We start from the raw sequence: 23,062 nt of genomic DNA on the forward strand, positions 1-23,062 counted from the left end.
CCCCGGCCGGGCGTCCCCCCGGCCGATGTACCCGCTGATCCTGCCATGGGAGGGCCGCTGCGGGGCAGATGGCACCGGTACGTACTGATGAACTTCTCATCCTGGCCGCAGGACACTGTGAGACAGGTCTCATCAAAGCATCATCAGATCGGTCATTTCACGCAAAAGTGCTGATCAGGGCCCCTGGCGACCCCGTCCGGACGCCCGCCGGAAACCTCCGAGACACCATCAGAACCCTGATTCCCGACCGAGTTAACCTCCCGTTCACCGAGTCTCCCTACGGTCTGCGTGACACCAGCGTCAGTACGACAACTACGACGATTGTTTGGGTATGGAACACATCACGTTCCTGGTGGCCGTTGTGATCATCACGGCGCTCGCCTTCGACTTCACCAACGGTTTCCACGACACCGCCAACGCGATGGCCACCTCCATCGCCACCGGTGCCCTGCGCCCGAAGGTCGCGGTCGCCATCGCGGCCACCCTGAACTTCGCCGGGGCCTTCCTCTCGGTCAAGGTCGCGACCACCATCTCGGGCGGCATCGTCAACGAGAAGGCCGGACTCCACCCCGAAGTGATCTTCGCGGCCCTGGCCGGCGCGATCCTGTGGAATCTGCTGACCTGGCTCAAGGGCCTGCCCTCCAGCTCCTCGCACGCGCTCTACGGCGGCCTGATCGGCGCCACCGTGGTCGGCGCCGGGGTGAGCGGCGTCAACTTCAGCGTCGTGGTCAGCAAGATCCTGATCCCGGCCGTGGCCGCCCCGCTGGTGGCCGGCGTGGCCGCCTGGGGCGCGACCAAGCTGGCATACCTGATCACCCGCGGCGGCACGGACACCACCACCAAGGGCTTCAAGCGGGGCCAGATCTTCTCCTCCTCGCTGATCTCGCTCGCCCACGGCACCAACGACGCCCAGAAGACGATGGGCATCATCACCCTGACCCTGGTCTCCGTGCACGCGCTGCCCAAGGGCGCGCTGCCGCCGCTCTGGGTGATCATCAGCGCCGGCGGCGCCATCGCGCTCGGCACCTACATGGGCGGCTGGCGGATCATCCGCTCGATGGGCAAGGGCCTGGCCGACATCAAGGCGCCGCAGGGCTTCGCCTCCGAGACCGCCGCGGCCACCGCGATCCTCACCTCCACCCACATGGGCTACGGCCTGTCGACCACCCAGGTCTGCTCCGGCAGCATCATGGGCGCCGGCCTCGGCGGCCCGAAGGGCTTCCTGCGCTGGGCGCTGGTCCGCCGCATGGTCTACACCTGGGGCCTGACCCTGCCGGCCGCCGCGCTCGTGTCGGGCGCCGCCGCGTACGTCGCGGGCCTCGGCGCCTGGGGCGTGGCCGTGGTCGGCGTGGCGCTGGTGACCGGCGCCGGCTCGATGTGGGTCATCTCCCGCCGCCAGCCGGTGAGCGCCGACAACGTCAACGACGTCACCCCGGTCGAGGTCCCCGGCGCCCCCGCGCCGGTCAACCCGACCCCCACCACCACCGCCGTCGCGGCCTGACGGCGAGAGGCAGCCAGACATGAGCATCAAGTGGGCCGCACTCGGCCAGACCGCGGGCTTCAGCCTGCTGATCACCCTCGCGGTGGTCGCCGTCTTCGCCCTCGGCAACCTCGCCCTGAACCGCCGCGAGGCGGCCGTGAAGGCGCGTGCGGCCGGCACGCCCGGCGCCGGCAGCGGCACCCTGGCGCTGGCCGGGGCGGGCGTCTGCTTCACCGCCTGCGCGGGCGTCGTGCTGTACGGCATCTCGCTGATCGCGGGCTGAACCCCGCCCGGTACGCCGAAGGGCCCCGCGGAGCTGCTGCTCCGCGGGGCCCTTCGCCGTCCGCGGGTCAGTCCCTGACCAGCTCCGGGGCCGGCCGGACGGCGGGCTCCTCACCGGTGCGCAGCGGCACCTCGCGGATGAACAGCACCACCAGGAAGGCCAGCAGCGCGAACGGCGCGGCCACCAGGAAGACCAGGCCGACGCCGTGCCCGAAGGCGTCGGTGACCAGCGGCACCAGCGGGCCGGGCAGCCGGTGCAGGTCGGGGATCTCGCCGCCGCCGAGGGCGGCCCCGGCGCCGGGGTTCACGTGGGCGGCGGCGAGGTTCTCGGTCAGGTAGTGCGTCACGCGGTCGGCCAGCAGGGCGCCGAGCGCGGAGACGCCCATCGCGCCGCCCATGGTCCGGAAGAAGGTGACCACGGAGCTGGCGGCGCCCAGTTCGTTGCGGGGGACGGTGTTCTGGACCGCGAGCACCAGGTTCTGCATGGTCAGGCCGAGGCCGACGCCGGTGACCGCCATGGCGAGCGTGAGCGCGCCGTACCCGGTGCCGGCCCGGACGGTGCCGAGCAGGCCGAAGCCGACGGCGAGCAGCAGGGTGCCGGCCACCAGGTAGGCCTTCCACCGCCCGTAGCGGGTGATCAGCCGGCCGGCCACGGTGGAGGAGACGGCGAGGCCGAGGATCATCGGCAGGGTGAGCAGTCCGGCCCGGGTCGGCGACTCCTCCTTGGCCAGCTGGAAGTACTGGCTGAGGAAGGTGGTCGCGCCGTACATCCCGACGCCGACCAGGACGCTGGCCACCGAGGCGAGCGCGACGGTGCGGTGCCGGAACAGGTCGAGCGGGACGATCGGCTCGGCGGCCCGGCGCTCGGCCAGGACGAACAGGACGGCGAGCGCGAGTCCGCCGCCCACCATCAGGGCGCTCTGCCAGGACAGCCAGGCGTAGTTCTTGCCGGCCAGGCTGATCCAGATCATCAGCAGGCTGACCGCGGCGGTGATCAGCAGGGCGCCGAGGTAGTCGATCCGGGCCTTGCGGCGCGGCGCCTCGGGCAGGTGCAGGGTGCGCTGCAGCACCACGATGGCGAGCAGCGAGAACGGGATGCCCACGTAGAAGCACCAGCGCCAGCCGAGCCAGTCGGTGTCGACGATGACGCCGCCGATCAGCGGGCCGCCGATGGTCGCGAGGGCGAAGACGGCTCCGAAGTAGCCGCTGTAGCGGCCGCGCTCGCGCGGCGGGACCATCGCGGCCAGGCAGATCTGGGCCAGTGCGGTGACGCCGCCGGCGCCGATGCCCTGGAGCACGCGGCAGGCGATCAGTTCGCCGGTGTTCTGGGAGAGGCCGGCCAGCGCCGAGGAGGCGATGTAGATCACCAGGGCGATCTGGACCAGCAGCTTCTTGCTGACCAGGTCGGAGAGCTTGCCCCAGAGCGGGGTGGAGGCGGTCAGCGAGAGCAGTGCCGCGGTGATCACCCAGGTGTAGGCGGACTCGCCGCCGTGCAGGTCGGTGAGGATCCGCGGCAGCGCGTTGGAGACGACGGTCGAGGAGAGCACGGCCACGAAGAGGCCGAGCAGCAGGCCGGAGAGGGCTTCGAGGACCTGTCGGTGGGTCATGGGGGTCGTCGGCATACGGATCCTTCGACGGGAGGTTTGTTGCGTTTAGCAACCATACGGAGAAATGGTTGAATGAGGCAACTTTCCAGCCGGCCCGGGCGGGCGCCCGCCACCGCACCCGCACGCCCGGAAACTACTTCATGATATGAAGTATCCATCCGCTTTGCCCTTATATCCAAGGAGCTGTGCGATGACTGAGCCGGCATCAGGTTTCCTGGCCGAACTCAAGGACGCCGTGACCCCCCGGGCCGCCCTGCTCGTGATCGGCGTCCTGCTGCTCCAGCTCGGCTTCATCACCTCGTACGTCGGGGCGCTGCACGACCCCGGCCCGCACGAGCTGTCGATCGCCGTGGTCGCCCCGCCGCAGGCCGCCCCGCAGCTGGTGGCCGGCCTCGAAGCCGTCCCGGACGACGCCGTCCGGGCCTCCACCGCCCCCGACCGGGCCACCGCCGAGGCCCGGATCAAGGACCAGAAGATCTACGCCGCCTGGCTGGTCGACCCCGCCGGCACCCGCGACACCCTGCTGGTCGCCGACGCCCGCGGCCCGGCCGCCGCGCGGGCCGCCACCGAGATCGTCACCGCGCTCGAGCAGCGGCAGGGGCGCACCCTCGCCGTCGAGGACGTCGTCCCGCTGGCCGACGGCGACGCCGAGGGCCTGTCCTCCTTCTACCTGGTGGTCGGCTGGTGCGTCGGCGGCTACCTGGTCGCCTCGATCCTCGGCATCAGCGCCGGCTCCCGGCCCGCCAACACCCACCGGGCACTGATCCGGCTGGGCACCCTGGCCGTCTACTCGGTGACCGCCGGGATCGGCGGTGCGGTGATCATCGGCCCGGTGCTGGGCGCGCTGCCCGGCTCCGTCTGGCCGCTGGTCGGCCTCGGCTCGCTGGTGGTGTTCGCGGTCGGCGCGATCACGATGGCGATGGAGTGCCTGTTCGGCATCGTCGGCATCGGCCTCGCCGTGCTGGTCTTCGTGGTGCTGGGCAACCCCAGCGCCGGCGGGGTCTTCCCACCGCCGCTGCTGCCGCCGTTCTGGCGGGCCATCGGGGCCTGGATCCCGAATGGCGCCGGCACCGACGTGGCCCGCTCCCTCGCCTACTTCGACTCCACCGGCATCACCGTGCCGCTGCTGGTGCTGGCCGCCTGGGCGGCGGTCGGCGTCGCGGTCACCCTGGCCACGGTGGTGCGCCGGCCCGGCGGCGAACCGCCCGCGGCCGCCCTCTGACGGCCGGCCCGGCCCCGGGCGGCGTACGTCCGGCGGTCAGACCCGCTCGGAGGCCCGGCGCCCGGGCTCCACACGGGGCGAGAGCCGGGTGAAGACGAACCGGTTCATCGCCCAGAACCGGAACGCCATCGCCAGCAGCGTCCCGACGATCATCCCGCTGAGGAAGTCGGCCGCCTCCTGGGTGAGGTGGCCGACCTGCGGTTCACGCAGCTCCAGCACGTACCGGGAGAAGGCCAGCGGCAGGTCGTTGACCACGATCGCCACCGCGCTGACCGCGAAGTACATCGCCGCCTCGCGCTGCCGCCCGGCGGCCCGGAACGACCACTGGCGGTTCAGCACGTACGAGAGCACGGTGGCGATCAGGGTCGCGATGGTCAGCGCGAGCACCGGCTTGTCGTGCAGCACGGTGAGCTTCAGCCCGAAGTTGATCACCAGGGTCAGGGCGAAGCAGGTACCGCCCACCATCATGAACTTCACCAGCTTGCGGTGTTTCACCAGGAACGGGCGGTACCGCTTCGGTACCCGGATCAGGGCGCGCTGAGTGGGCGACGGCACGGCGAAAGTGTTGCACGTCACACCGCCCGGCCGGTATTCGGCGCGGGGGCGTGGCGCCGGTCCGCGCCCCCGCCGTCACCTCTCGGCGATCCGCAGCACCCCGGTGGTGGTGCCCTGGAGCACCACCCGGCCGGGTGCCACGGTCCCGGCCATCTGCAGGGTGTCGAAGACGAAACCGCTGCCCAGCCACGTGGTGCGGACCACCGCGCCGGTCGCCGGGTCGATCTCGGCGTAGGAGTAGGGGTCCAGGATCGAGGCGGCGTCCGTTCCGGGGATCACCGGGGAGCGCAGCACGGTGCGGATCAGCCCGTCGGCGGTGGACAGCCGGGGCACGGCCGCCGACCGCAGCCGGTTGTCCCAGACCAGGTCGCAGCCGGAACCGTCGGCCCGGACGTCCACCCGGCTGAACCCGCCGGTGAAGGCGGCCGAGGCGGGCACGCTCGGCCCGGCCCCGTCGGGCAGCTTCGGGTACGGGTAGCCGTAGGTGCCGGCCACGAAGACCGCGTTGCCGGCCGCGATCGGCGAGTTCTCGCTGCCGCTGCCGCCCGCCCTCAGCACCGGCACCGAGCAGACCTGCTCGCCGCTGCCGGTCCGGTACACCAGCAGGTGGACGGTGGGCGCGGCGTTGTCGACGACCGTCAGGTAGTCGGTGCCGGTGGCCGGGCCGAAGAAGGTCGGGGTGGAGCCGGTCCCCCAGCTGAGCTGGCCCGGCTTGCGGCCCGGCCCCCGGTCGTACGGCTGCCGCCAGGCGATCCGCGGGGTGCCGTCGGCGTCGGCGGTCAGCAGGTAGGTGGCGTGGGTGGTGGCGACGGCGGTGCCCCCGGGCGCGGTGGAGATCGAGTTGGCGATCTGCTCGCCCGCCGGGAGCGCCAGGGTCCGTACCGCGCCGGTACGGTCGTCGGCGGTGCCGACCACCCCCTTGCCGGTGGCGAACCAGACCCGGCCCTGCCAGTCCGGCGACAGCCCGGTGACCGCGTCGCCGTCGGGGACGGCCCCGGCCAGCGGCAGCCGGCCGTCGACGAACAGCTCCCAGCCGCCCGCGGCGGTCCGGCGGTGGCCGATCCGCAGCAGGTCGCGGTCACCGTCGACGGCCACCAGCCGGTCGCGCTGGTCCAGGTAGGCGTACACCCCGCCGAGCAGCGAGCCCTTGGCGAGCGGCAGCTCGGCCAGCGAGCGGCCGTCGGTCGGGTCCAGCAGGTGGACGGTCGGGGTCAGGCCGAAGATCGCGGTGCACAGCGCCACCGGGTAGCCGTCGGCGCCGACCAGGACGGTCGGGCAGGCCGAGGCCAGCGCGGTGCGGTGCGAGGTCAGCGCCGTGCCGGGGCGCGGGCCGGGCAGCCCGGTGGCGTCGGAAGAACCGGTGTCGCCGTGCATGGTGGCGGTGCCGTCGGGGCCCGCGTACGGGTTGTGCGGCGGCAGCGGGCCGAAGCCGGTGGCCGCGGCGGGTCCGGCCGCGGCGGCGGTGAGCAGGGCGGCGACCGCCAGGACGGCGGCGCGGGCGGGCAGCGCGAAGCGCATAGGGGTGTCCCGTCAGGTGTGAGGAGGGTCGGACCGCGCGGCGGTGCACACACCCGGACGTGCTCCCGGCCACGGCCGGGCGGGGACACCGCGATCAGAGCGCGGTGCGACAGCTCGCGGAGCACGCGTACGCCAGGTCGACGTCGAGTCGACGGCTCAGGTACGCGTGGCGATGCATGGGGCCAGCCTGACGTACTGACGGACCGTCTCACAACGGTGTCTCAGAGTGCGGGCGGGACAGCCCGCGAGGGGCGCCGGGATGGTCCCGGCGCCCCTCGCTCCCACGGCCGCGCCCTACGCCGCGACCAGCACCTCGGCCGGCTCCAGGGCCAGCTTCAGCACCTCCCGGACATCGGACACCGGGTGCACGGTGAGGCGCTCCAGCACCTCGGCCGGGACGTCGTCCAGGTCGGGCTCGTTGCGCTTCGGGATGATCACCGTGGTGATGCCCGCCCGGTCGGCGGCCAGCAGCTTCTGCTTCACCCCGCCGATCGGCAGCACCCGCCCGGTCAGCGAGACCTCACCGGTCATCGCCACGTCGGTGCGCACCTTGCGCCCCGAGAGCAGCGAGGCCAGCGCGGTGGTCATGGTGATGCCCGCGCTCGGACCGTCCTTGGGCACGGCACCGGCCGGCACGTGCAGGTGGATGCCCTGCTCGCGCAGCCCGGTGACGGGCAGCTCCAGTTCGGCACCGCGCGACCGCAGGAAGGAGAGCGCGATGTGCGCGGACTCCTTCATCACGTCGCCCAGCTGACCGGTCAGGGTCAGCCCGGTCGAGCCGGTCACCGCGTCCGCCAGCGAGGCCTCGATGTAGAGGACGTCGCCGCCGGCGCCGGTCACGGCCAGCCCGGTCGCCACCCCGGGGACGGCCGTGCGCCGCTCGGCCGGCTCCTGGGCCGACTCGGGCACGTGGTGCGGCCGCCCGATCAGGGCCCGCAGGTCGTCCGGGCCGATCGCGGCGGGCAGCGCGCGCTCGCCGAGCTCGCTCTGCGCCGCCACCTTGCGCAGGATCCGGGCGATCGACCGCTCCAGGTTCCGCACGCCCGCCTCCCGGGTGTACTCCCCGGCCAGCCGGCGCAGCGCGCCCTCGTCCACCGTGGCGTCCTCGGTGCGCAGCCCGGCCTTCTCCAGCTGCCGGGGCAGCAGGTGGTCACGGGCGATGACGACCTTCTCGTCCTCGGTGTAGCCGTCCAGGCGGACCAGCTCCATCCGGTCGAGCAGCGGCTCGGGGATGGCCTCCAGCACGTTGGCGGTGGCGAGGAACACCACGTCGGAGAGGTCCAGCTCGACCTCCAGGTAGTGGTCGCGGAAGGTGTGGTTCTGCGCCGGGTCCAGCACCTCCAGCAGGGCGGCCGCCGGGTCGCCCCGGTAGTCGGAGCCGACCTTGTCGATCTCGTCGAGCAGCACCACCGGGTTCATCGACCCGGCCTCCTTGATGGCCCGCACGATCCGGCCGGGGATGGCCCCGACGTAGGTGCGGCGGTGGCCGCGGATCTCGGCCTCGTCCCGGACGCCGCCGAGCGCGACCCGGACGAAGGAGCGGCCCATCGCGCGGGCCACCGACTCGCCGAGCGAGGTCTTGCCGACCCCGGGCGGGCCGACCAGCGCGAGCACCGCGCCCCCGCGGCGCCCGCCGATCAGGCCGAGTCCCTGGTCGGCCCGGCGCTTGCGGACGGCCAGGTACTCGACGATCCGGTCCTTCACGTCCGCCAGACCGGCGTGGTCGGCGTCCAGCACCGCGCGGGCGGCGGCGATGTCGTACGCCTCCTCGCTGCGCTCGTTCCAGGGCAGCTCGAGGACGGTGTCGAGCCAGGTCCGGATCCAGGAGCCCTCGGGCGACTGGTCGGAGGAGCGCTCCAGCTTGTCGACCTCCTTGAGGGCGGCCTCGCGGACCTTCTCCGGCAGCGCGGCGGCCTCCACCCGGGCCCGGTAGTCGGCCTCCTCGTCGGCGGCGTCGCCGTTCAGCTCCGCCAGCTCCTTGCGGACGGCCTCCAGCTGGCGGCGGAGCAGGAACTCCTTCTGCTGCTTGGCCACGCCCTCCTCGACGTCCTTGCGGATGGTGTCGTTGACCTCCTCCTCGGCGAGGTGGTCGCGCAGCAGGGTCAGCGCGTACTCCAGGCGGGCCACCTGGTCGGCCTCCAGCAGCACCTTGAGCTTCTGCTCGGCGGTGGCGAAGGGGGCGTAGCCGATGTTGTCGGCGAGCTCGCCGACGTCGTCGATGGCGGCCACCCGGTCGACGATCTGCCAGGCGCCGCGCTTGCGCAGCCACTGGGTGGACAGCGCCTTGTACTCCTTGACCAGCTCGGCGGCGCGGCCGGCGACCGGCAGCCCGGCGTCGGACTCGCGGAACGCCGTGGTCTCGACCCAGAGCGCGGCGCCCGGGCCGGTGGTGCCGGACCCGATCCGGACCCGGCGCACCGCGCGCACCAGGGCGGCCGGGTCCCCGTCGGCCAGCCGGCCGACCTGTTCGACGGTGGCCAGCGTTCCGACCGCGGCGTACGAGCCGTCCAGCCGGGGCACCAGCAGCACCTGGGGTTTGCCCGCCCCGCCGGCCCCGGCCCGGGCGGCCTCGACGGCGGCCCGGACCTCGGCGTCCTTGAGGTCGAGCGGGACGACCATGCCGGGGAGCACGACCTCGTCGTCGAGCGGCAGCACGGGCAGAGTGAGCGGAGTGGACGTCGATGCCATGATCTCTCCCCAGTCAGCGAAGTTGAGTTGACCTGACTAAGGTTTGGCGCCGACGGATTGTTCCCGGGCCTGTGTTCGCTGTGAGCGATCGACCCCGCACCGCCCCCGACGGCGCCGGCGGGCACGGCATCGCCGCAGGCGGGAGCGGTGCAGGTGGAACTGTCCGGAGCCGACGCACGGGCCGATGCGGGCGACTCCGCACCGCCCCCGGCGGCGCCGCAGGCGAGAGTCGGTACGGCCGACAGCGCCACGGATCGAACCCGGCGCAGGCAGGGACCTGGCACGCACGGCATCACCCCAGACGGGCGCCGAGGCAGCCGGACCCGGCGCAACCGACGCCACCGCGGACCGAAACCGCCGCAGGCGGCACCGAAGGCGACCGACGCCGCCCCGGGCCCGCACCGGCGGGGCCGACGTCGCCACCGGCCGGAACCCTGCGCGCCCGGCGTCACCACAGGCAGGCGCCGGCGCAGCCGGGAGCCCACGCCGCCACCAGGGGCAGAACCGGGCGTCTACGACACCGCCGCAGGCGGGAGCCGGCGGGCGCGGCCCGGGTGGGCCGGGCGGGCCCGGGCCCGCGTCGGGGTCAGGCCTCGGAGCGGGCCGGGGCGGGGCGCCGGGGGCGGGCCGTCGGCCAGTGCGGCAGCGGCAGGGGGCGGCCCGGGCCGCCGCGGCCGCGGCGCACCCGGCCCCACAGCGCGACACCGACCAGCAGTGCGGCCGGGTGCCCGACGGCGGTGACCAGGTCGGTGTCGGTCAGCACCTGGCGACCGACCAGGGCGCCGGCCACCCCCAGCACGGCCACCCGGCCGGGCAGCGGCAGCAGTCCGGCCAGCGCGCCCAGGCAGGTGAGCACGCCGTAGCTGACGCCGATGTCGAGTTCGTCGAGTGCGCCGGAGGCGAGCGCGCCGCCGGCCACCGCGCCGGCGACCACCGCCTGGGAGAGCAGGGTGGCACCGATGTGCCCGGTCGCGAAGACGCCGGCCGCCCGCCGCCCGCCGATCCGGCGTTCCAGCGGGGCGAGGGTGGCGAGGAAGGCCCAGAAGTACGGCATCCACACCGGCCCCGCCACCCAGAAGCCGCTGAACAGCAGTGCCGAGACCGGCCGGACCAGCAGGTTGTGCACATCGCTGCTGGAGGCGCTCTGCAGGCGCCGCACCAGCTCGGGGTCGCCGAAGCGGGCGAAGAGCGTGGTGCCGAGCAGCAGCGCGAGGTAGCCGAAGGTGAACGGGTTGCGGCGCGGCGTCGGCAGCAGCCGCAGTGCGGCGCGCAGCGCGGCCGGCCGGGAGCCCGCGGGCAGGAGGGGGTGCAGGGGGGAACGGAGGCGTGCGCGCAGCCGTACGCGCAGGAGCGCGGCGGGACGAGGGTCGGTGGGCACCGCGTCGTCCGCCATCGCGCCTCCGTCCGCGGATGAGCCGGTCACGCCTCGCTCAACGCCCGTGCGGGCGCCGGAGATCCCCGCCGAAGTTTGTCGTGCCCACGATACGTCCACCAGCTGGGAGTCCGCTGGGGATCTGCTGAGAATTCCTCAGGTCGCCCCACGTGACCGGGACCCGCCCTGGTACGGACCAACCCTCTGCCTACGGACGAGTAGCTTCCCGTCCCGGGCGGGTTATTCGAATGGGAGGCATACATACCGTCACAAGAGCCGATTTCGGCCGGGTAAGGTATCGCCCCGTGCCCCGGTCCGGGCCCGGTCCGAGACCGGGTCCGAGCTGGTCCGCGGGCCGGAAATGTCCGGTCCACCTGCCGGAACACCCACGGTGTCCGTACTCTGCGATGAGTACGGAAGAGGTGCGTCGACCCACACGGCGCACCGTCCGCACAGCGCCTTCGGCGGAAGGGCGCTCCGCGGATCCGGGCCCGGGCACAGCCCACGACGGAAACAAGACGACTACGAGCGGAGCCCCGCCACCCCCACAGGTGGCCGGCCCGCAGCCCTGGGGGCGGTGGCGTGACCGTGACAGAAATGCAGCAAGAGAACACCAGCAGCACGGTGGGCACTCAGCGACGAGTACTCGTCGTCGAGGACGAACCCACCATCGCCGAGTCCATCGCGGCCCGGCTGGGCGCGGAGGGCTTCAAGGTCGCCGTGGCCCACGACGGGCCCGGCGCGGTGGACGGCTTCCACACCTGGCAGCCCGACCTGGTCGTGCTCGACATCATGCTGCCCGGCTTCGACGGCCTGGAGGTGTGCCGCCGGATCCAGGCGCAGCGCCCGGTGCCGGTGCTGATGCTGACCGCGCGCGACGACGAGACCGACCTGCTGGTCGGCCTCGGGGTCGGCGCGGACGACTACATGACCAAGCCGTTCTCCATGCGCGAGCTGGCGGCCCGGGTCAACGTGCTGCTGCGCCGGGTCGAGCGGGCCCAGCAGGCGGCCAGGACGCCGGCCCTCGGCAGCCTGCGCTTCGGCGAGCTGGAGATCGACCACGTGCAGCGCCGGGTGCGGCTCGGCTCGGGCGACGTCCACCTGACGCCGACCGAGTTCGACCTGCTGGCCTGCCTGGCCGCCCAGCCGCGCGCGGTGCTCACCCGCGAGCAGCTGCTGGCCGAGGTCTGGGACTGGACGGACGCCTCCGGCACCCGCACGGTCGACAGCCACGTCAAGGCGCTGCGCCGCAAGATCGGCGCGAGCTGGATCCGCACCGTGCACGGTGTCGGGTACGCCTTGGAGGCGCCGCTCTCCTAGTCGGGCGCGCCGACGGCTCGGGCCTCCGGGGGGCCCTGGTCGTATCCGCGCCCGGCTGGCTGCTGCACCCGCTCGCCGCTCGCACCGGCGGGCCGTCCGCACCCGCGCCGTGCGGAACGAAGTCCGCGGTCCGGGGCCGACGTCAGGGACACCATGACCTTTCCACAGCAACGCAACGGGGACGCCAAGGCCTCTCCGCCCCCCAGCCTGGCCACCCGCGCCGTGCTGCGGGTCTGGGCCGACATCCGGCCGCTGGACCCGGTCCGCTCGATCAAGGGCAAGCTGGCCCTGCTGGTGATCGTCTCGGTGGTGCTGGCGACCGGCATGGTGGTGGTCGCGATCAGGTCCGAGACCCAGATCCGCATCATCATGATCTTCTCGATCATCGCCTCGCTGCTCTTCATGCAGTTCCTTGCGCACGGGCTGACCGCCCCGCTGCGCGACATGACCGCCGCCGCCCGCGCGATGGCCGACGGCGACTACAGCGCCCGGGTGCACGTCACCTCGCGGGACGAGATCGGCGAGCTGGCCGCCACCTTCAACCGGATGGCCGGTGACCTGGAGGCCGCCGACCGGCACCGGCGCGAACTCATCGCCAACGTCTCGCACGAGCTGCGCACGCCGATCGCCGCGCTGCGCGCCGTGCTGGAGAACGTGGTGGACGGCGTGGTGCGGCCCGACCCGGTCACCCTGGGCGCCGCCCTGGAGCAGACCGAACGCCTCGGCCGGCTGGTCACCCACCTGCTCGACCTGTCCAAGCTGGACGACGGCGTGGTCCCGCTGGACGCCCGTCCGTTCGAGGTCCAGCCGTTCCTGGACGGCGTGCTGCGCGGGGTCACCGTGGACGGCGCGACGGCCGGCGGTGCCTACGCCCGGCGCGGCGACGTCCGGCTGCGCCTGGACGTGGAGCCCGGCGGGCTCAGCGCGGTGGCCGACCCCGAGCGGCTCCACCAGGTGGTGGCCAATCTGGTGGACAACGCCTGCAAGCACTCCCCCGCCGGGGGCACGGTGACCGTGCTGGCCCGCTCCGGGGCCGAGCCGGGCGCCCTGCTGCTGGCCGTGGAGGACCAGGGCCCGGGGATCCGGGTGGAGGACCGCGAGCGGGTCTTCGAACGCTTCGGCCGGGCCGGCAGCGCCACCGCGCAGGGCCCGGGCGCCGACGGCGGCACCGGCCTCGGGCTGGCCATCGCCCGCTGGGCCGTCGACCTGCACGGCGGCGAGATCAGGGTGGCCGAGGCGGTCCGCGGCTGCCGGATCGAGGTCACCCTCCCGGGTGCGGCCGTCCGGGGTGCCGCGGTGGACGGCGTACCGGTCTGAGCGCCGGTCCGCCGCCGGCGGCCTCCACCGGGTTGTCACACAACTGGGACACACGGCGGGCGGCCGCGATGGCCGGATCCGTCCGCACCGCCCGCCAGCTGGGCTTTTGTCCGATTTGATGCCAGTATGGATAGGCGAATGGTGCGCTCCAGTTCCCATCCCTGACGGCTTTCTAACGCACACATTCGGCCAAATAGCAGCCCGACACTGTGATCTGGGCGACGCCTGGCCCCCGGGGACTGCGCGATCACTGGTCAGGGGCGTAGCCTTAATCCCCGCTGTCCACCATCCCAAAAGGAAGCGGAAGAGGGCGGTTGCCCCGATGTCGCCACACCCAGAAACCCCCAGCAGCTCGGCAAGCTCCACCACTGGCTTCGGCCCCAATGAGTGGCTCGTCGACGAGATCTACCAGCAGTACCTCCAGGATCCGAACTCGGTCGACCGAGCCTGGTGGGACTTTTTCGCCGACTACAAGCCCGGTACCGAGGTGACTTCAGTGACCCAGGCCGCAACCCCGGTCGGCCCCACGCCGACCACCGTTGCCGCTCCCGCTGCCCCTGCCGCTGCCGCTCCGGCCGCGCCCGCCCCCGCTGCCCCGGCGCCCGCGCCGGTCCAGCCGGCGCCCGCGCCCGTTGCCGCGGCCCCCGCCGCGCCCCCGGCGCCGAAGGCCGCGGCTCCCGCCGCCGCCCCGGCCGCCGCGGCCGACGGGCCCGAGCTCGTCCCGCTGCGTGGTCCGGCCAAGGCGGTCGCCACCAACATGGACGCCTCGCTGGAGGTCCCGACCGCGACGTCGGTGCGTGCCGTTCCGGCCAAGCTGCTGATCGACAACCGCATCGTCATCAACAACCACCTGCAGCGCGCCCGCGGTGGCAAGGTCTCCTTCACCCACCTGATCGGCTACGCCCTGGTCCAGGCCATCAAGGCCAGCCCGGGCATGAACCACAGCTACCAGGTCAAGGACGGCAAGACCTACCTGGTCAAGCCCGCCCACGTGAACCTGGGCCTGGCCATCGACCTGGTGAAGCCGAACGGCGACCGCCAGCTCGTGGTCGCGGCGATCAAGAAGGCCGAGACCCTCGACTTCTTCGGCTTCTGGCAGGCCTACGAGGACATCGTCCGCCGGGCCCGCGCCAACAAGCTGACGATGGACGACTTCACCGGCGTCACCGTCTCGCTGACCAACCCCGGCGGCATCGGCACCGTGCACTCCGTGCCGCGCCTGATGCAGAACCAGGGCACCATCGTCGGCGTCGGCGCGATGGAGTACCCGGCCGAGTTCCAGGGCTCCTCCCCGGAGACGCTGGCCCGCCTGGGCATCTCCAAGATCATGACGCTCACCTCGACCTACGACCACCGGGTCATCCAGGGCGCGGCGTCCGGCGAGTTCCTGCGCACCATCCACCAGCTGCTGCTCGGCGAGCACGACTTCTACGACGAGGTCTTCGAGTCGCTGCGGATCCCGTACGAGCCGGTGCGCTGGGCGACCGACGTCGCCACCACCCACGACGACGAGGTCAACAAGACCGCGCGCGTCATGGAGCTGATCCACGCGTACCGCGTGCGCGGCCACCTGATGGCCGACACCGACCCGCTGGAGTACAAGCAGCGCAAGCACCCCGACCTGGACGTCGTCCAGCACGGCCTCACGCTGTGGGACCTGGAGCGTGAGTTCGCGGTCGGCGGCTTCGGCGGCCAGAAGATGATGAAGCTGCGCGACATCCTCGGCCTGCTGCGCAACTCGTACTGCCGCACCGTCGGCATCGAGTACATGCACATCCAGGACCCGAAGCAGCGCAAGTGGATCCAGGAGCGGGTCGAGAAGCCGTACACCAAGCCCGAGCGCGAGGAGCAGCTGCGCATCCTGCGCCGGCTGAACTCGGCGGAGGCCTTCGAGACCTTCCTGCAGACCAAGTACGTCGGCCAGAAGCGCTTCTCGCTGGAGGGCGGTGAGTCGCTGATCCCGCTGCTGGACGCGACCATCGACGCCGCCGCCGAGCACCGCCTGGACGAGGCCGTCATCGGCATGGCCCACCGCGGCCGCCTGAACGTGCTGGCCAACATCGTCGGCAAGCCGTACGCCCGGATCTTCGGCGAGTTCGAGGGCAACCTCGACCCCAAGTCCATGCACGGCTCCGGTGACGTCAAGTACCACCTGGGCGCCGAGGGCACCTTCACCGGCCTGGACGGCGAGACCATCAAGGTGTCGCTGGCCGCCAACCCGTCCCACCTGGAGACGGTCGACCCGGTCGTCGAGGGCATCGCCCGCGCCAAGCAGGACATCCTGGACCAGGGCGGCACCACCTTCCCGGTGCTGCCGCTGCAGATCCACGGCGATGCGGCCTTCGCCGGCCAGGGCGTCGTCGCGGAGACGCTGAACATGTCGCAGCTGCGCGGCTACCGCACCGGCGGCACCGTGCACGTCGTGGTCAACAACCAGGTCGGCTTCACCGCCCCGCCGGCCTCGTCGCGCTCCTCGATGTACTGCACCGACGTGGCCCGGATGATCGAGGCGCCGATCTTCCACGTCAACGGCGACGACCCGGAGGCCGTGGTCCGCGTCGCGCGGCTCGCCTTCGAGTTCCGCCAGGCGTTCCACAAGGACGTCGTGATCGACCTCATCTGCTACCGCCGCCGCGGTCACAACGAGGCCGACAACCCGTCGTTCACCCAGCCGCTGATGTACGACCTGATCGACAAGAAGCGCTCGGTGCGCAAGCTCTACACCGAGGCGCTGATCGGTCGCGGCGACATCACCATGGAAGAGGCGGAGCAGGCGCTCCAGGACTTCCAGGGCCAGCTGGAGAAGGTCTTCTCCGAGGTCCGCCAGGCCGCCGGGACCCAGCAGCCGGCCACCAACGGCAAGCCGGTCGCGGACTTCCCGGTCTCCATCCAGACCGGCATCTCCGAGGAGACGGTCAAGCGGATCGCCGCCTCGCAGGTCAACCTGCCGGACTGGCTGACCGTGCACCCGCGCCTGCTGCCGCAGCTGCAGCGCCGCGCCGCCTCGGTCGAGGACAACACCATCGACTGGGCCACCGGCGAGACCCTCGCCATCGGCTCGCTGCTGATGGAGGGCCACCCGGTCCGCCTGGCCGGCCAGGACAGCCGCCGCGGCACCTTCGGCCAGCGCCACGCGGTGCTGATCGACCGCAACAGCGGCGAGGACTACACCCCGCTGCTGTACCTGACCGAGGACCAGGCCCGCTACACCGTCTACGACAGCCTGCTGTCGGAGTACGCGGCGATGGGCTTCGAGTACGGCTACTCGCTGACCCGCCCGAACGCGCTGGTCATGTGGGAGGCGCAGTTCGGCGACTTCGTCAACGGCGCGCAGACCATGGTGGACGAGTACATCGCCTCCGCCGAGCAGAAGTGGGGCCAGCACTCCGGCGTCACCCTGCTGCTGCCGCACGGCATGGAGGGCCAGGGCCCGGACCACTCGTCCGCCCGCCCGGAGCGCTTCCTGCAGCTGTGCGCGCAGGACAACATGACGGTCGCCATGCCGACCACCCCGGCGAACTACTTCCACCTCCTGCGGTGGCAGGTCCACAACCCGCACCACAAGCCGCTGGTCGTCTTCACCCCGAAGTCGATGCTGCGTCTGAAGGCCGCGGCGTCGGCGACGGCGGAGTTCACCTCCGGCTCGTTCCGCCCGGTGATCGGCGACTCCACGGTGGACCCGGCGAACGTCCGCAAGGTGGTGATCACCTCCGGCAAGTTCTACTACGACCTGGAGGCGGCCCGCACCGAGCGCGGCATCACCGACACCGCGATCGTCCGGGTCGAGCGGCTCTACCCGCTGCCGGTGGCGGAGCTCCAGGAGGAGCTGAGCCGCTACGGCGAGAACGTCCAGTTCATCTGGGCCCAGGAGGAGCCGGCCAACCAGGGTTCCTGGCCGTTCATCGCGATGAACCTGGTCGACCACCTGCAGGTGGTCGTCGGGCGCAGCGCCAACGGCGGTGCCCGGCTGCGCCGCGTCGCCCGTCCGGCCTCGTCCGCCCCGGCGGTCGGTTCGGCCAAGCGGCACGCCGCCGAGCAGCAGGCGCTGCTCGACGAGGTGTTCAGCATCTGATCCGCTGACGGCGGGTCACCACGACGCCCGGGCCCGGGCCTTCGCTGCGGCGGAGGTCCGGGCCCGGGCGTCCGTGCGATCAGGGGTGCGGACGTTCGCCGCGGACGTCCGCCACGGCCACAGCTCGGCAACCAATTGGACAACCGGCTGGGAGCGGAAGCTGACGCACCGATAGGTTGGCCCCGGACGCCACCGCCCGTGTCCGCACCGGGCGGCGGCCGAAGGACACTCGCCACAGGGGGGCCACCGTCATGACCGCCGACACGCCGCGGGACGCCGCCGCGCCGCTTGCGCCGATCTTCCAGCCGCTGCACCCCGACGACCCGCGCGAGGTGGGCGGCTACCGGCTGTTCGCCCGGCTCGGCGCGGGCGGCATGGGCCGGGTGTACCTCTCGTACACGCCGGGCGGGCGGCCGGTGGCGCTGAAGGTGGTGCGGCCGGAGTTCGCCGAGGACGCGGAGTTCCGCCGCCGGTTCGCCCAGGAGGTGGCCAACGCGCAGCGGATCCACGGCCTGTACACCGCCCAGGTGATCGACTCCGGACCCGCCGCCGAGGCGCCGTGGCTGGTCACCGCGTACGTCCCGGGCCCGTCGCTGCAGCAGGTGGTGCGCGAGCACGGCGCGCTGCCGGTGCGTACGGTGCTGCTGCTGATCGGCGGGATCGCGGAGGCGCTGCAGGCGATCCACAGCGTCGAGGTGGTGCACCGCGACCTGAAGCCGGCCAACGTGCTGATCGCGGCCGACGGTCCGCGTGTGATCGACTTCGGGATCGCCCGGGCCGCCGACGCCACCGCGCTGACCGGGACCGGGTTCCGGATCGGCTCGCCCGCCTTCATGTCCCCCGAGCAGGCCCAGGGCAGGCCGGTCACCCCGGCCACCGACGTGTTCGCGCTCGGCGCGCTGGCCGCGTACGTGGCGGGCGGGACCCCGCCGTTCGGCGAGGGCCCGGAGACCGCGGTGCTGTACCGGGTGGTGCACGAGGAGCCGGTGCTGGACGGCGTTCCGGACGGGCTGCGCGAGCTGCTGCTGCGCTGCCTGGCCAAGCGGCCCGAGGACCGGCCGCGGCCGGCCGAGATCATCGACATCGCGCGCAGCCACCCGGCGGTCGGCGGGCAGCTGCGGTTCGCCGAGGACTGGCTGCCGCGGCAGATCAACACCGAGATCACCCGGCGCTCCGACCTGCCGAAGACCCCGCCGACCCCGCTGCCGGTCCCGCCGCCGCCCACCGCTCCGCCGGCCCCCTCGACGGCGCCGGGCGCGACGGCCGGGTACCCGCCGGCGCCGGCCGGGTACCCGACCGGGCCGGTGGCCGCGGCGCCCGCGGGCGCGTTCGGGCCGCCGCCCGCCGGTGCGTTCGGGCCTCCGACGCTGCCGACCGAGGCGCCGACCGGGCCGGTGGCACCGCCTGCGGCCACCGTGCTGCACCAGCCGTCCTTCGACACCCCGCCGCCGGGCCCGGTGGTCCCCGAGTCCCGGCCGGCCCCGGCGCCGCAGCGCAAGGGGGTGTCCTGGAAGGTGCTGCTGACGGTCGCCCTGGTGATGGCGCTCGGCGGCACGGTCGGCGGTGTGGTGCTGATGGACAAGCTGGGCGACAAGGGCGGCTCGTCCGCCTCGGGGAACACCGCAGGCCCGGGCTCGTCGGGCTCGTCCGCCGCGGCCTCCTCGGCGCCGCGGGCGAGTGCGCCGGCCCAGGACGCGGACTCGCCCGCGGCCTCGCCCTCGCCCTCCCCCAAGGCGAAGAGCAGCGCGGGCTCCGACAGTGCGGCGGGCGCCGGCAGCGCGGCACCGTCCGGCCCGGCCAAGTACACGACGGTGTACGAGAACCGCGAGCTGGCCAGCCCCGACTCCAGCCACAGCTTCGACCTGGCCAACGGCATCGTGGTGCCGGACTCCTCGTACCCGGCCTGGGCGCTGTCGCCCTCGTACGACGACTTCAACTGGTCGTCGGGGAGCAGCGACGCGTACATCACCCGGGACCAGTCGCTCAGCCCCGAGCAGTGCTCGACGGCGATCGACCAGCACCCGGTGGCCGATCTGAAGTACGACGACCTGCCGCCCGGCCGGATCTTCTGCCTGCGCAACCGGGCCAACGGCGGGGTGGTGGTCGGCAAGGTGGTCGAGCAGGGCAACAAGTCCACCGGTGCGGTGAAGATCTCGTTCACCTACTACCGCAACGACACCTGACCCGCCCGCACTATCCTGACCAGGTCAGATCCCACCGGACCGGAGCGCACCGTGTACTTCACCGACCGCGGCATCGAGGAACTGGAGAGCCGGCGCGGCGACGAGGAGGTCACCTTCGAGTGGCTGGCCGAGCGCCTGCGCGAGTTCGTCGACCTCAACCCGGACTTCGAGATCCCCGTCGAGCGGCTGGCCACCTGGCTGGCCAGGCTCGACGACGAGGACGAGGACTGAGGCGAGCCGCCCAGCGACGGCCCGGAAGGCACCCGCCTTCCGGGCCGTTCGCGTGTCCGGGCGCGGAACCGCTTGACTTCCCCGATTCGCGATATATCGTGTTGAGCAGTGGAACGCGATACATCGCGAACGGGAGGCGGGACCCCAATGGGCCAGTGGACGGTCAGCGAGCCTGACAGGATCAACTTCGACGAGCCGGTCAACACCCTGCACGTACGGATCATCGGCGGCGCGGTGAACGTGGTGGCCGGCGACGGCCCCGCCCGGCTGGAGGTGACCGAGGTCGACGGGGAGCCGCTGCAGGTCACCCTTGACGGCGGGGTGCTCACGGTCGCCTACAAGGACCTCGACTGGCACGAGTTCGGCGAGACCCTCAAGTCCGTGCAGTCGGTCAAGAGCTTCATCAGCTCGCTGCGGCGCAAGCGCCGCGCGGTGGTCTCGCTGACCGTCCCGGCCGGCGCCGAGGTCAAGGTCGGCACCGTCTCCGCCGAGTCCACCGTCTCGGGGATCGCCGGCAAGGTCGGCGCGCACAGCGCCAGCGGCGGCGCCACCCTGGTCGGCCTGTCCGGCACGGTGCAGGCCAACACGGTCTCCGGCGACGTGGACGCCCAGCGGGTGGCCGGCGACCTCAAGGTCAACACGGTCTCCGGCGCCATCACGCTGGTGGCCGGCACCGCCGACCGGATCCTCGCCAACTCGGTGAGCGGCGCGGTCACCCTCGACCTCGACGTCACCACCCCGACCGACATCAAGGTCTCCACGGTCAGCGGCCAGGTCGGTGTCCGGCTGCCCTCGCTGGCCGACGCCAAGGTCGAGGCCGGCACCACCACCGGCGACGTCTCCAGCACCTTCGAGGAGCTCACCGTCACCGGCAGCTGGGGCGCCAAGCGGCTCACCGGCCAGCTCGGCTCCGGCACCGGCAAGCTGGCGGTCACCACCGTCTCCGGCCCGGTGACCGTCCTGCGCCGGCCCGACGCGGACGACGACCACGGCGGCCCGGCCAAGGAGCTCCCGGCCGGTCCCGAGCTGACCAAGGAGGTCTGAGATGACCCCGGTCTTCGGCCACGGCCGACTGCGCCTGTACCTGCTGAAGCTGCTCGACGAGTCGCCGCGCCACGGCTACGAGGTGATCCGGCTGCTGGAGGAGCGCTTCCAGGGCCTGTACGCGCCCTCGGCCGGGACGGTCTACCCGCGGCTCGCCAAGCTGGAGAAGGAGGGCCTGGTCACCCAGAGCACCGAGGGCGGCCGGAAGGTCTACCGGCTCACCGACGCGGGCCGCCAGGAGCTGGCCGGGCGTCAGAGCGAGCTCGCCGAACTGGAGTTGGAGATCCGGGACTCGGTCGCCCAGCTGGCCGACGCGATCCGCGAGGACGTCCGGGACAGCGCCAAGGACCTGCGCGAGGAACTCTGGGGCGAGGCCAGGCAGGCCACCACCGCCAGGCCCGGCAACGCCGGGGACCCGTGGGCGGGCCCGTGGGGGGACCGGGAGTCCTGGCAGCGCGCCAAGGACGAGTTCGCCCAGTTCAAGGCGCAGGCCAAGGACCAGGCCAAGCGCGCCAAGGAGCAGGAGCGGGCCGCCAAGGAACAGGCCAAGGCCGCCGAGCGGGAGGCCCGCAGGCTGCGCGAGGAGTCGAAGGCGGCGCGCAGCGCGGCGCAGCAGGAGGCGCTGCGGCTGAAGCGGCGGGTGGAGCAGCAGGTCCGCGAACACGCGAGCCGCGGCGACTGGTCGACCGGCCTCGCCGAGGGGCTGGCCGAGCTCACCAAGGGACTGTCCTCGCTGGCGGACGCGGCCCGCTGGGGCGGCCAGCAGGAGTCCGAGGAGATCCGGGTGACCCGGATCGACCTGGACAAGGACACCGACACCGCGGAGCCGCACGCGGACACCGCCGCCGAGCTCCCCGAGTGGGCCCGCACCGACGCCGGCGCCGCCCCGGACCGCGAGCTGGACCGCCTGCTCGACCGCTTCCGCGACCAGGTCAGGGACACCGCCCGCGACTCCCGCGGCGTGACCCCCGCCCAACTCGCCGAGGCCCAGGCCGCCCTGGCCACCGCCGCCGCCCGCATCCGACGCCTCTTCACCTGACATCCCGACAGTTCCCCGCGTCCCTGGCCCAGAGGGCAACCCCCAGGGGCGCGAGGAACTGCGCGAAGCGGAAGGTACGAACCCGCACCCAACCGTCGACAGGGCTCGGATCAGCGCCTCACGGCCTCAGCACGATCTTCCCGAACACATCCCCCTCGGCCAGCCGCGCGAACCCCTCCCGCGCCTCCGCGAGCGGCAGCACGCTGTCGATGACCGGCCGCACCCCGGCCGTCCCGCACAGCGCCAGCAGCCCCGCCAGCTCCTCCTTGGTCCCCATGGTCGAGCCGACCACCCGGAGCTCCAGGAAGAAGATCCGGTTGAGCTCGGCGGCCGCCGGGCTCGGCCCCGAGGTGGCGCCGGAGATGACGATCGTGCCGCCGGGGCGCAGCGACTTGACGGAGTGGGACCAGGTGGCCGCGCCGACCGTCTCCATCACCGCGTCCACCCGCTCGGGCAGCCGCGCGCCGCTCTCGAACGCGGCGTCCGCCCCGAGCTCGACCGCCCTGGCCCGCTTGGCCTCGTCCCGCCCGGTGACCCACACCCGCAGTCCGGCCGCCTTGCCGAGGACCACCAGCGCGGTCGAGACGCCGCCGCCGGCGCCCTGCACCAGGACGGTGTCGCCGGGCTTGACGCCGGCGTTGGTGAACAGCATCCGGTAGGCCGTCAGCCAGGCGGTGGGCAGGCAGGCGGCCTGCTCGAAGGAGAGCTCCGCGGGCTTGGGCAGCAGGTTCCAGGTCGGCACGGCGACCCGCTGGGCGAAGGTGCCCTGGTAGCGCTCGGTCAGGATGGAGCGCGGCTCGGTGGGCCCGACGCCGTGGCCGCTCTGGCCGATGACGGAGTGGATGACCACCTCGTTGCCGTGCTCGTCGATGCCCGCCGCGTCGCAGCCGAGGATCATCGGGAGCCGTTCGGCGGGCAGTCCGACCCCGCGCAGGGACCAGAGGTCGTGGTGGTTGAGGGTGGCGGCCTTGACCGTCACCACGCTCCAGCCGGGTCGGGCCTCGGGCTCGGGGAGCTCGCCGAGCTCCAGCCCGCTCAGCGGATCGGCGGGGTCGATACGTGCGGCGTAGGCAGCGAACATGATCCGGACGATAGCCGCGACGGCCGGGGCCCGGAACCACGCGTCGGTGTG

The 23,062-nt window shown here is 73.0% G+C and carries 16 protein-coding genes; 10 read left to right on the plus strand and 6 right to left on the minus strand.

What is annotated here, in order from left to right; genetic code table 11:
• Nucleotides 1-331 precede the first annotated feature (331 nt).
• Both AC2TEW_RS12520 and AC2TEW_RS12525 read left to right on the plus strand, forming a co-directional pair.
• Entirely contained in the window at nucleotides 332-1,501 is a 1,170-nt protein-coding gene (locus AC2TEW_RS12520) for an inorganic phosphate transporter (RefSeq protein WP_484623432.1), read from the plus strand.
• Nucleotides 1,502-1,520: 19 nt separating this feature from the next.
• Nucleotides 1,521-1,763, plus strand: coding sequence for a hypothetical protein (locus AC2TEW_RS12525; RefSeq protein WP_484623433.1), 243 nt, complete (start codon nucleotides 1,521-1,523; stop codon nucleotides 1,761-1,763).
• A gap of 67 nt (nucleotides 1,764-1,830) precedes the next feature.
• On the opposite strand, the gene AC2TEW_RS12530 is transcribed toward AC2TEW_RS12525, so the two are convergent.
• Nucleotides 1,831-3,369: an MDR family MFS transporter gene (locus tag AC2TEW_RS12530; protein WP_484623434.1), complete on the minus strand. Its 1,539-nt coding sequence runs from the start codon at nucleotides 3,367-3,369 to the stop codon at nucleotides 1,831-1,833.
• Nucleotides 3,370-3,559: 190 nt separating this feature from the next.
• On the opposite strand from AC2TEW_RS12530, the gene AC2TEW_RS12535 reads away from it, so the two are divergent.
• On the plus strand, nucleotides 3,560-4,591 hold the full coding sequence (locus AC2TEW_RS12535) for a DUF3533 domain-containing protein (protein WP_484623435.1): 1,032 nt from the start codon (nucleotides 3,560-3,562) through the stop codon (nucleotides 4,589-4,591).
• A 36-nt stretch (nucleotides 4,592-4,627) separates the two neighbouring features.
• On the opposite strand, the gene AC2TEW_RS12540 is transcribed toward AC2TEW_RS12535, so the two are convergent.
• The 4 genes from AC2TEW_RS12540 to AC2TEW_RS12555 all read right to left on the minus strand — a co-directional run bounded on the left by AC2TEW_RS12540 (nucleotide 4,628) and on the right by AC2TEW_RS12555 (nucleotide 10,745).
• A complete protein-coding gene (locus AC2TEW_RS12540) occupies nucleotides 4,628-5,146 on the minus strand; it encodes a GtrA family protein (protein ID WP_484623436.1) in 519 nt (172 codons plus the stop codon).
• A gap of 75 nt (nucleotides 5,147-5,221) precedes the next feature.
• Nucleotides 5,222-6,664 carry a hypothetical protein gene (locus AC2TEW_RS12545; protein ID WP_484623437.1) on the minus strand — a complete coding sequence of 481 codons (1,443 nt, stop codon included), beginning with the start codon at nucleotides 6,662-6,664 and terminating at the stop codon, nucleotides 5,222-5,224.
• Between the two features lie 294 nt (nucleotides 6,665-6,958).
• Nucleotides 6,959-9,352 (minus strand): endopeptidase La, encoded by a 2,394-nt coding sequence (gene lon / locus AC2TEW_RS12550; protein ID WP_484623438.1) that lies wholly within the window; start codon nucleotides 9,350-9,352, stop codon nucleotides 6,959-6,961.
• Nucleotides 9,353-9,938: 586 nt separating this feature from the next.
• Nucleotides 9,939-10,745, minus strand: coding sequence for a rhomboid-like protein (locus tag AC2TEW_RS12555; RefSeq protein WP_484623439.1), 807 nt, complete (start codon nucleotides 10,743-10,745; stop codon nucleotides 9,939-9,941).
• Between the two features lie 576 nt (nucleotides 10,746-11,321).
• On the opposite strand from AC2TEW_RS12555, the gene AC2TEW_RS12560 reads away from it, so the two are divergent.
• The 7 genes from AC2TEW_RS12560 to AC2TEW_RS12590 all read left to right on the plus strand — a co-directional run bounded on the left by AC2TEW_RS12560 (nucleotide 11,322) and on the right by AC2TEW_RS12590 (nucleotide 21,930).
• On the plus strand, nucleotides 11,322-12,044 hold the full coding sequence (locus tag AC2TEW_RS12560; protein ID WP_033819094.1) for a response regulator transcription factor: 723 nt from the start codon (nucleotides 11,322-11,324) through the stop codon (nucleotides 12,042-12,044).
• Between the two features lie 153 nt (nucleotides 12,045-12,197).
• The gene (locus tag AC2TEW_RS12565) at nucleotides 12,198-13,361 is read left to right on the plus strand and encodes a sensor histidine kinase (protein WP_051811990.1); all 1,164 of its coding nucleotides are present in this window, start codon (nucleotides 12,198-12,200) and stop codon (nucleotides 13,359-13,361) included.
• A gap of 322 nt (nucleotides 13,362-13,683) precedes the next feature.
• Nucleotides 13,684-17,433: a multifunctional oxoglutarate decarboxylase/oxoglutarate dehydrogenase thiamine pyrophosphate-binding subunit/dihydrolipoyllysine-residue succinyltransferase subunit gene (locus AC2TEW_RS12570; protein ID WP_484623440.1), complete on the plus strand. Its 3,750-nt coding sequence runs from the start codon at nucleotides 13,684-13,686 to the stop codon at nucleotides 17,431-17,433.
• A 251-nt stretch (nucleotides 17,434-17,684) separates the two neighbouring features.
• Nucleotides 17,685-19,616 carry a serine/threonine-protein kinase gene (locus AC2TEW_RS12575; RefSeq protein ID WP_484623441.1) on the plus strand — a complete coding sequence of 644 codons (1,932 nt, stop codon included), beginning with the start codon at nucleotides 17,685-17,687 and terminating at the stop codon, nucleotides 19,614-19,616.
• Between the two features lie 51 nt (nucleotides 19,617-19,667).
• The gene (locus tag AC2TEW_RS12580) at nucleotides 19,668-19,847 is read left to right on the plus strand and encodes a DUF6104 family protein (RefSeq protein WP_030267971.1); all 180 of its coding nucleotides are present in this window, start codon (nucleotides 19,668-19,670) and stop codon (nucleotides 19,845-19,847) included.
• Nucleotides 19,848-19,994: 147 nt separating this feature from the next.
• The gene (locus AC2TEW_RS12585; RefSeq protein WP_484623442.1) at nucleotides 19,995-20,891 is read left to right on the plus strand and encodes a DUF4097 family beta strand repeat-containing protein; all 897 of its coding nucleotides are present in this window, start codon (nucleotides 19,995-19,997) and stop codon (nucleotides 20,889-20,891) included.
• Nucleotide 20,892: 1 nt separating this feature from the next.
• Nucleotides 20,893-21,930 (plus strand): PadR family transcriptional regulator, encoded by a 1,038-nt coding sequence (locus AC2TEW_RS12590; RefSeq protein ID WP_484623443.1) that lies wholly within the window; start codon nucleotides 20,893-20,895, stop codon nucleotides 21,928-21,930.
• Nucleotides 21,931-22,048: 118 nt separating this feature from the next.
• Here AC2TEW_RS12590 and AC2TEW_RS12595 read toward each other — a convergent pair whose 3' ends face one another.
• Entirely contained in the window at nucleotides 22,049-23,011 is a 963-nt protein-coding gene (locus AC2TEW_RS12595; RefSeq protein ID WP_484623444.1) for a zinc-binding dehydrogenase, read from the minus strand.
• Nucleotides 23,012-23,062 lie beyond the last annotated feature (51 nt).

The sequence above is a fragment of the Kitasatospora sp. NEAU-CNBT7 genome (genome assembly GCF_057220535.1).

What these genes read in the sequence shown, in the direction of transcription:
- AC2TEW_RS12545 (WP_484623437.1), bottom strand. Translation starts at nt 6,664, where the DNA reads ATGCGCTTCGCGCTGCCCGCCCGCGCCGCCGTCCTGGCGGTCGCCGCC.
- AC2TEW_RS12585 (WP_484623442.1), top strand. Translation starts at nt 19,995, where the DNA reads ATGGGCCAGTGGACGGTCAGCGAGCCTGACAGGATCAACTTCGACGAG.
- lon (WP_484623438.1), bottom strand. Translation starts at nt 9,352, where the DNA reads ATGGCATCGACGTCCACTCCGCTCACTCTGCCCGTGCTGCCGCTCGAC.
- AC2TEW_RS12575 (WP_484623441.1), top strand. Translation starts at nt 17,685, where the DNA reads ATGACCGCCGACACGCCGCGGGACGCCGCCGCGCCGCTTGCGCCGATC.
- AC2TEW_RS12565 (WP_051811990.1), top strand. Translation starts at nt 12,198, where the DNA reads ATGACCTTTCCACAGCAACGCAACGGGGACGCCAAGGCCTCTCCGCCC.
- AC2TEW_RS12535 (WP_484623435.1), top strand. Translation starts at nt 3,560, where the DNA reads ATGACTGAGCCGGCATCAGGTTTCCTGGCCGAACTCAAGGACGCCGTG.
- AC2TEW_RS12595 (WP_484623444.1), bottom strand. Translation starts at nt 23,011, where the DNA reads ATGTTCGCTGCCTACGCCGCACGTATCGACCCCGCCGATCCGCTGAGC.
- AC2TEW_RS12520 (WP_484623432.1), top strand. Translation starts at nt 332, where the DNA reads ATGGAACACATCACGTTCCTGGTGGCCGTTGTGATCATCACGGCGCTC.
- AC2TEW_RS12555 (WP_484623439.1), bottom strand. Translation starts at nt 10,745, where the DNA reads ATGGCGGACGACGCGGTGCCCACCGACCCTCGTCCCGCCGCGCTCCTG.
- AC2TEW_RS12570 (WP_484623440.1), top strand. Translation starts at nt 13,684, where the DNA reads ATGTCGCCACACCCAGAAACCCCCAGCAGCTCGGCAAGCTCCACCACT.
- AC2TEW_RS12590 (WP_484623443.1), top strand. Translation starts at nt 20,893, where the DNA reads ATGACCCCGGTCTTCGGCCACGGCCGACTGCGCCTGTACCTGCTGAAG.
- AC2TEW_RS12560 (WP_033819094.1), top strand. Translation starts at nt 11,322, where the DNA reads ATGCAGCAAGAGAACACCAGCAGCACGGTGGGCACTCAGCGACGAGTA.
- AC2TEW_RS12530 (WP_484623434.1), bottom strand. Translation starts at nt 3,369, where the DNA reads ATGACCCACCGACAGGTCCTCGAAGCCCTCTCCGGCCTGCTGCTCGGC.
- AC2TEW_RS12525 (WP_484623433.1), top strand. Translation starts at nt 1,521, where the DNA reads ATGAGCATCAAGTGGGCCGCACTCGGCCAGACCGCGGGCTTCAGCCTG.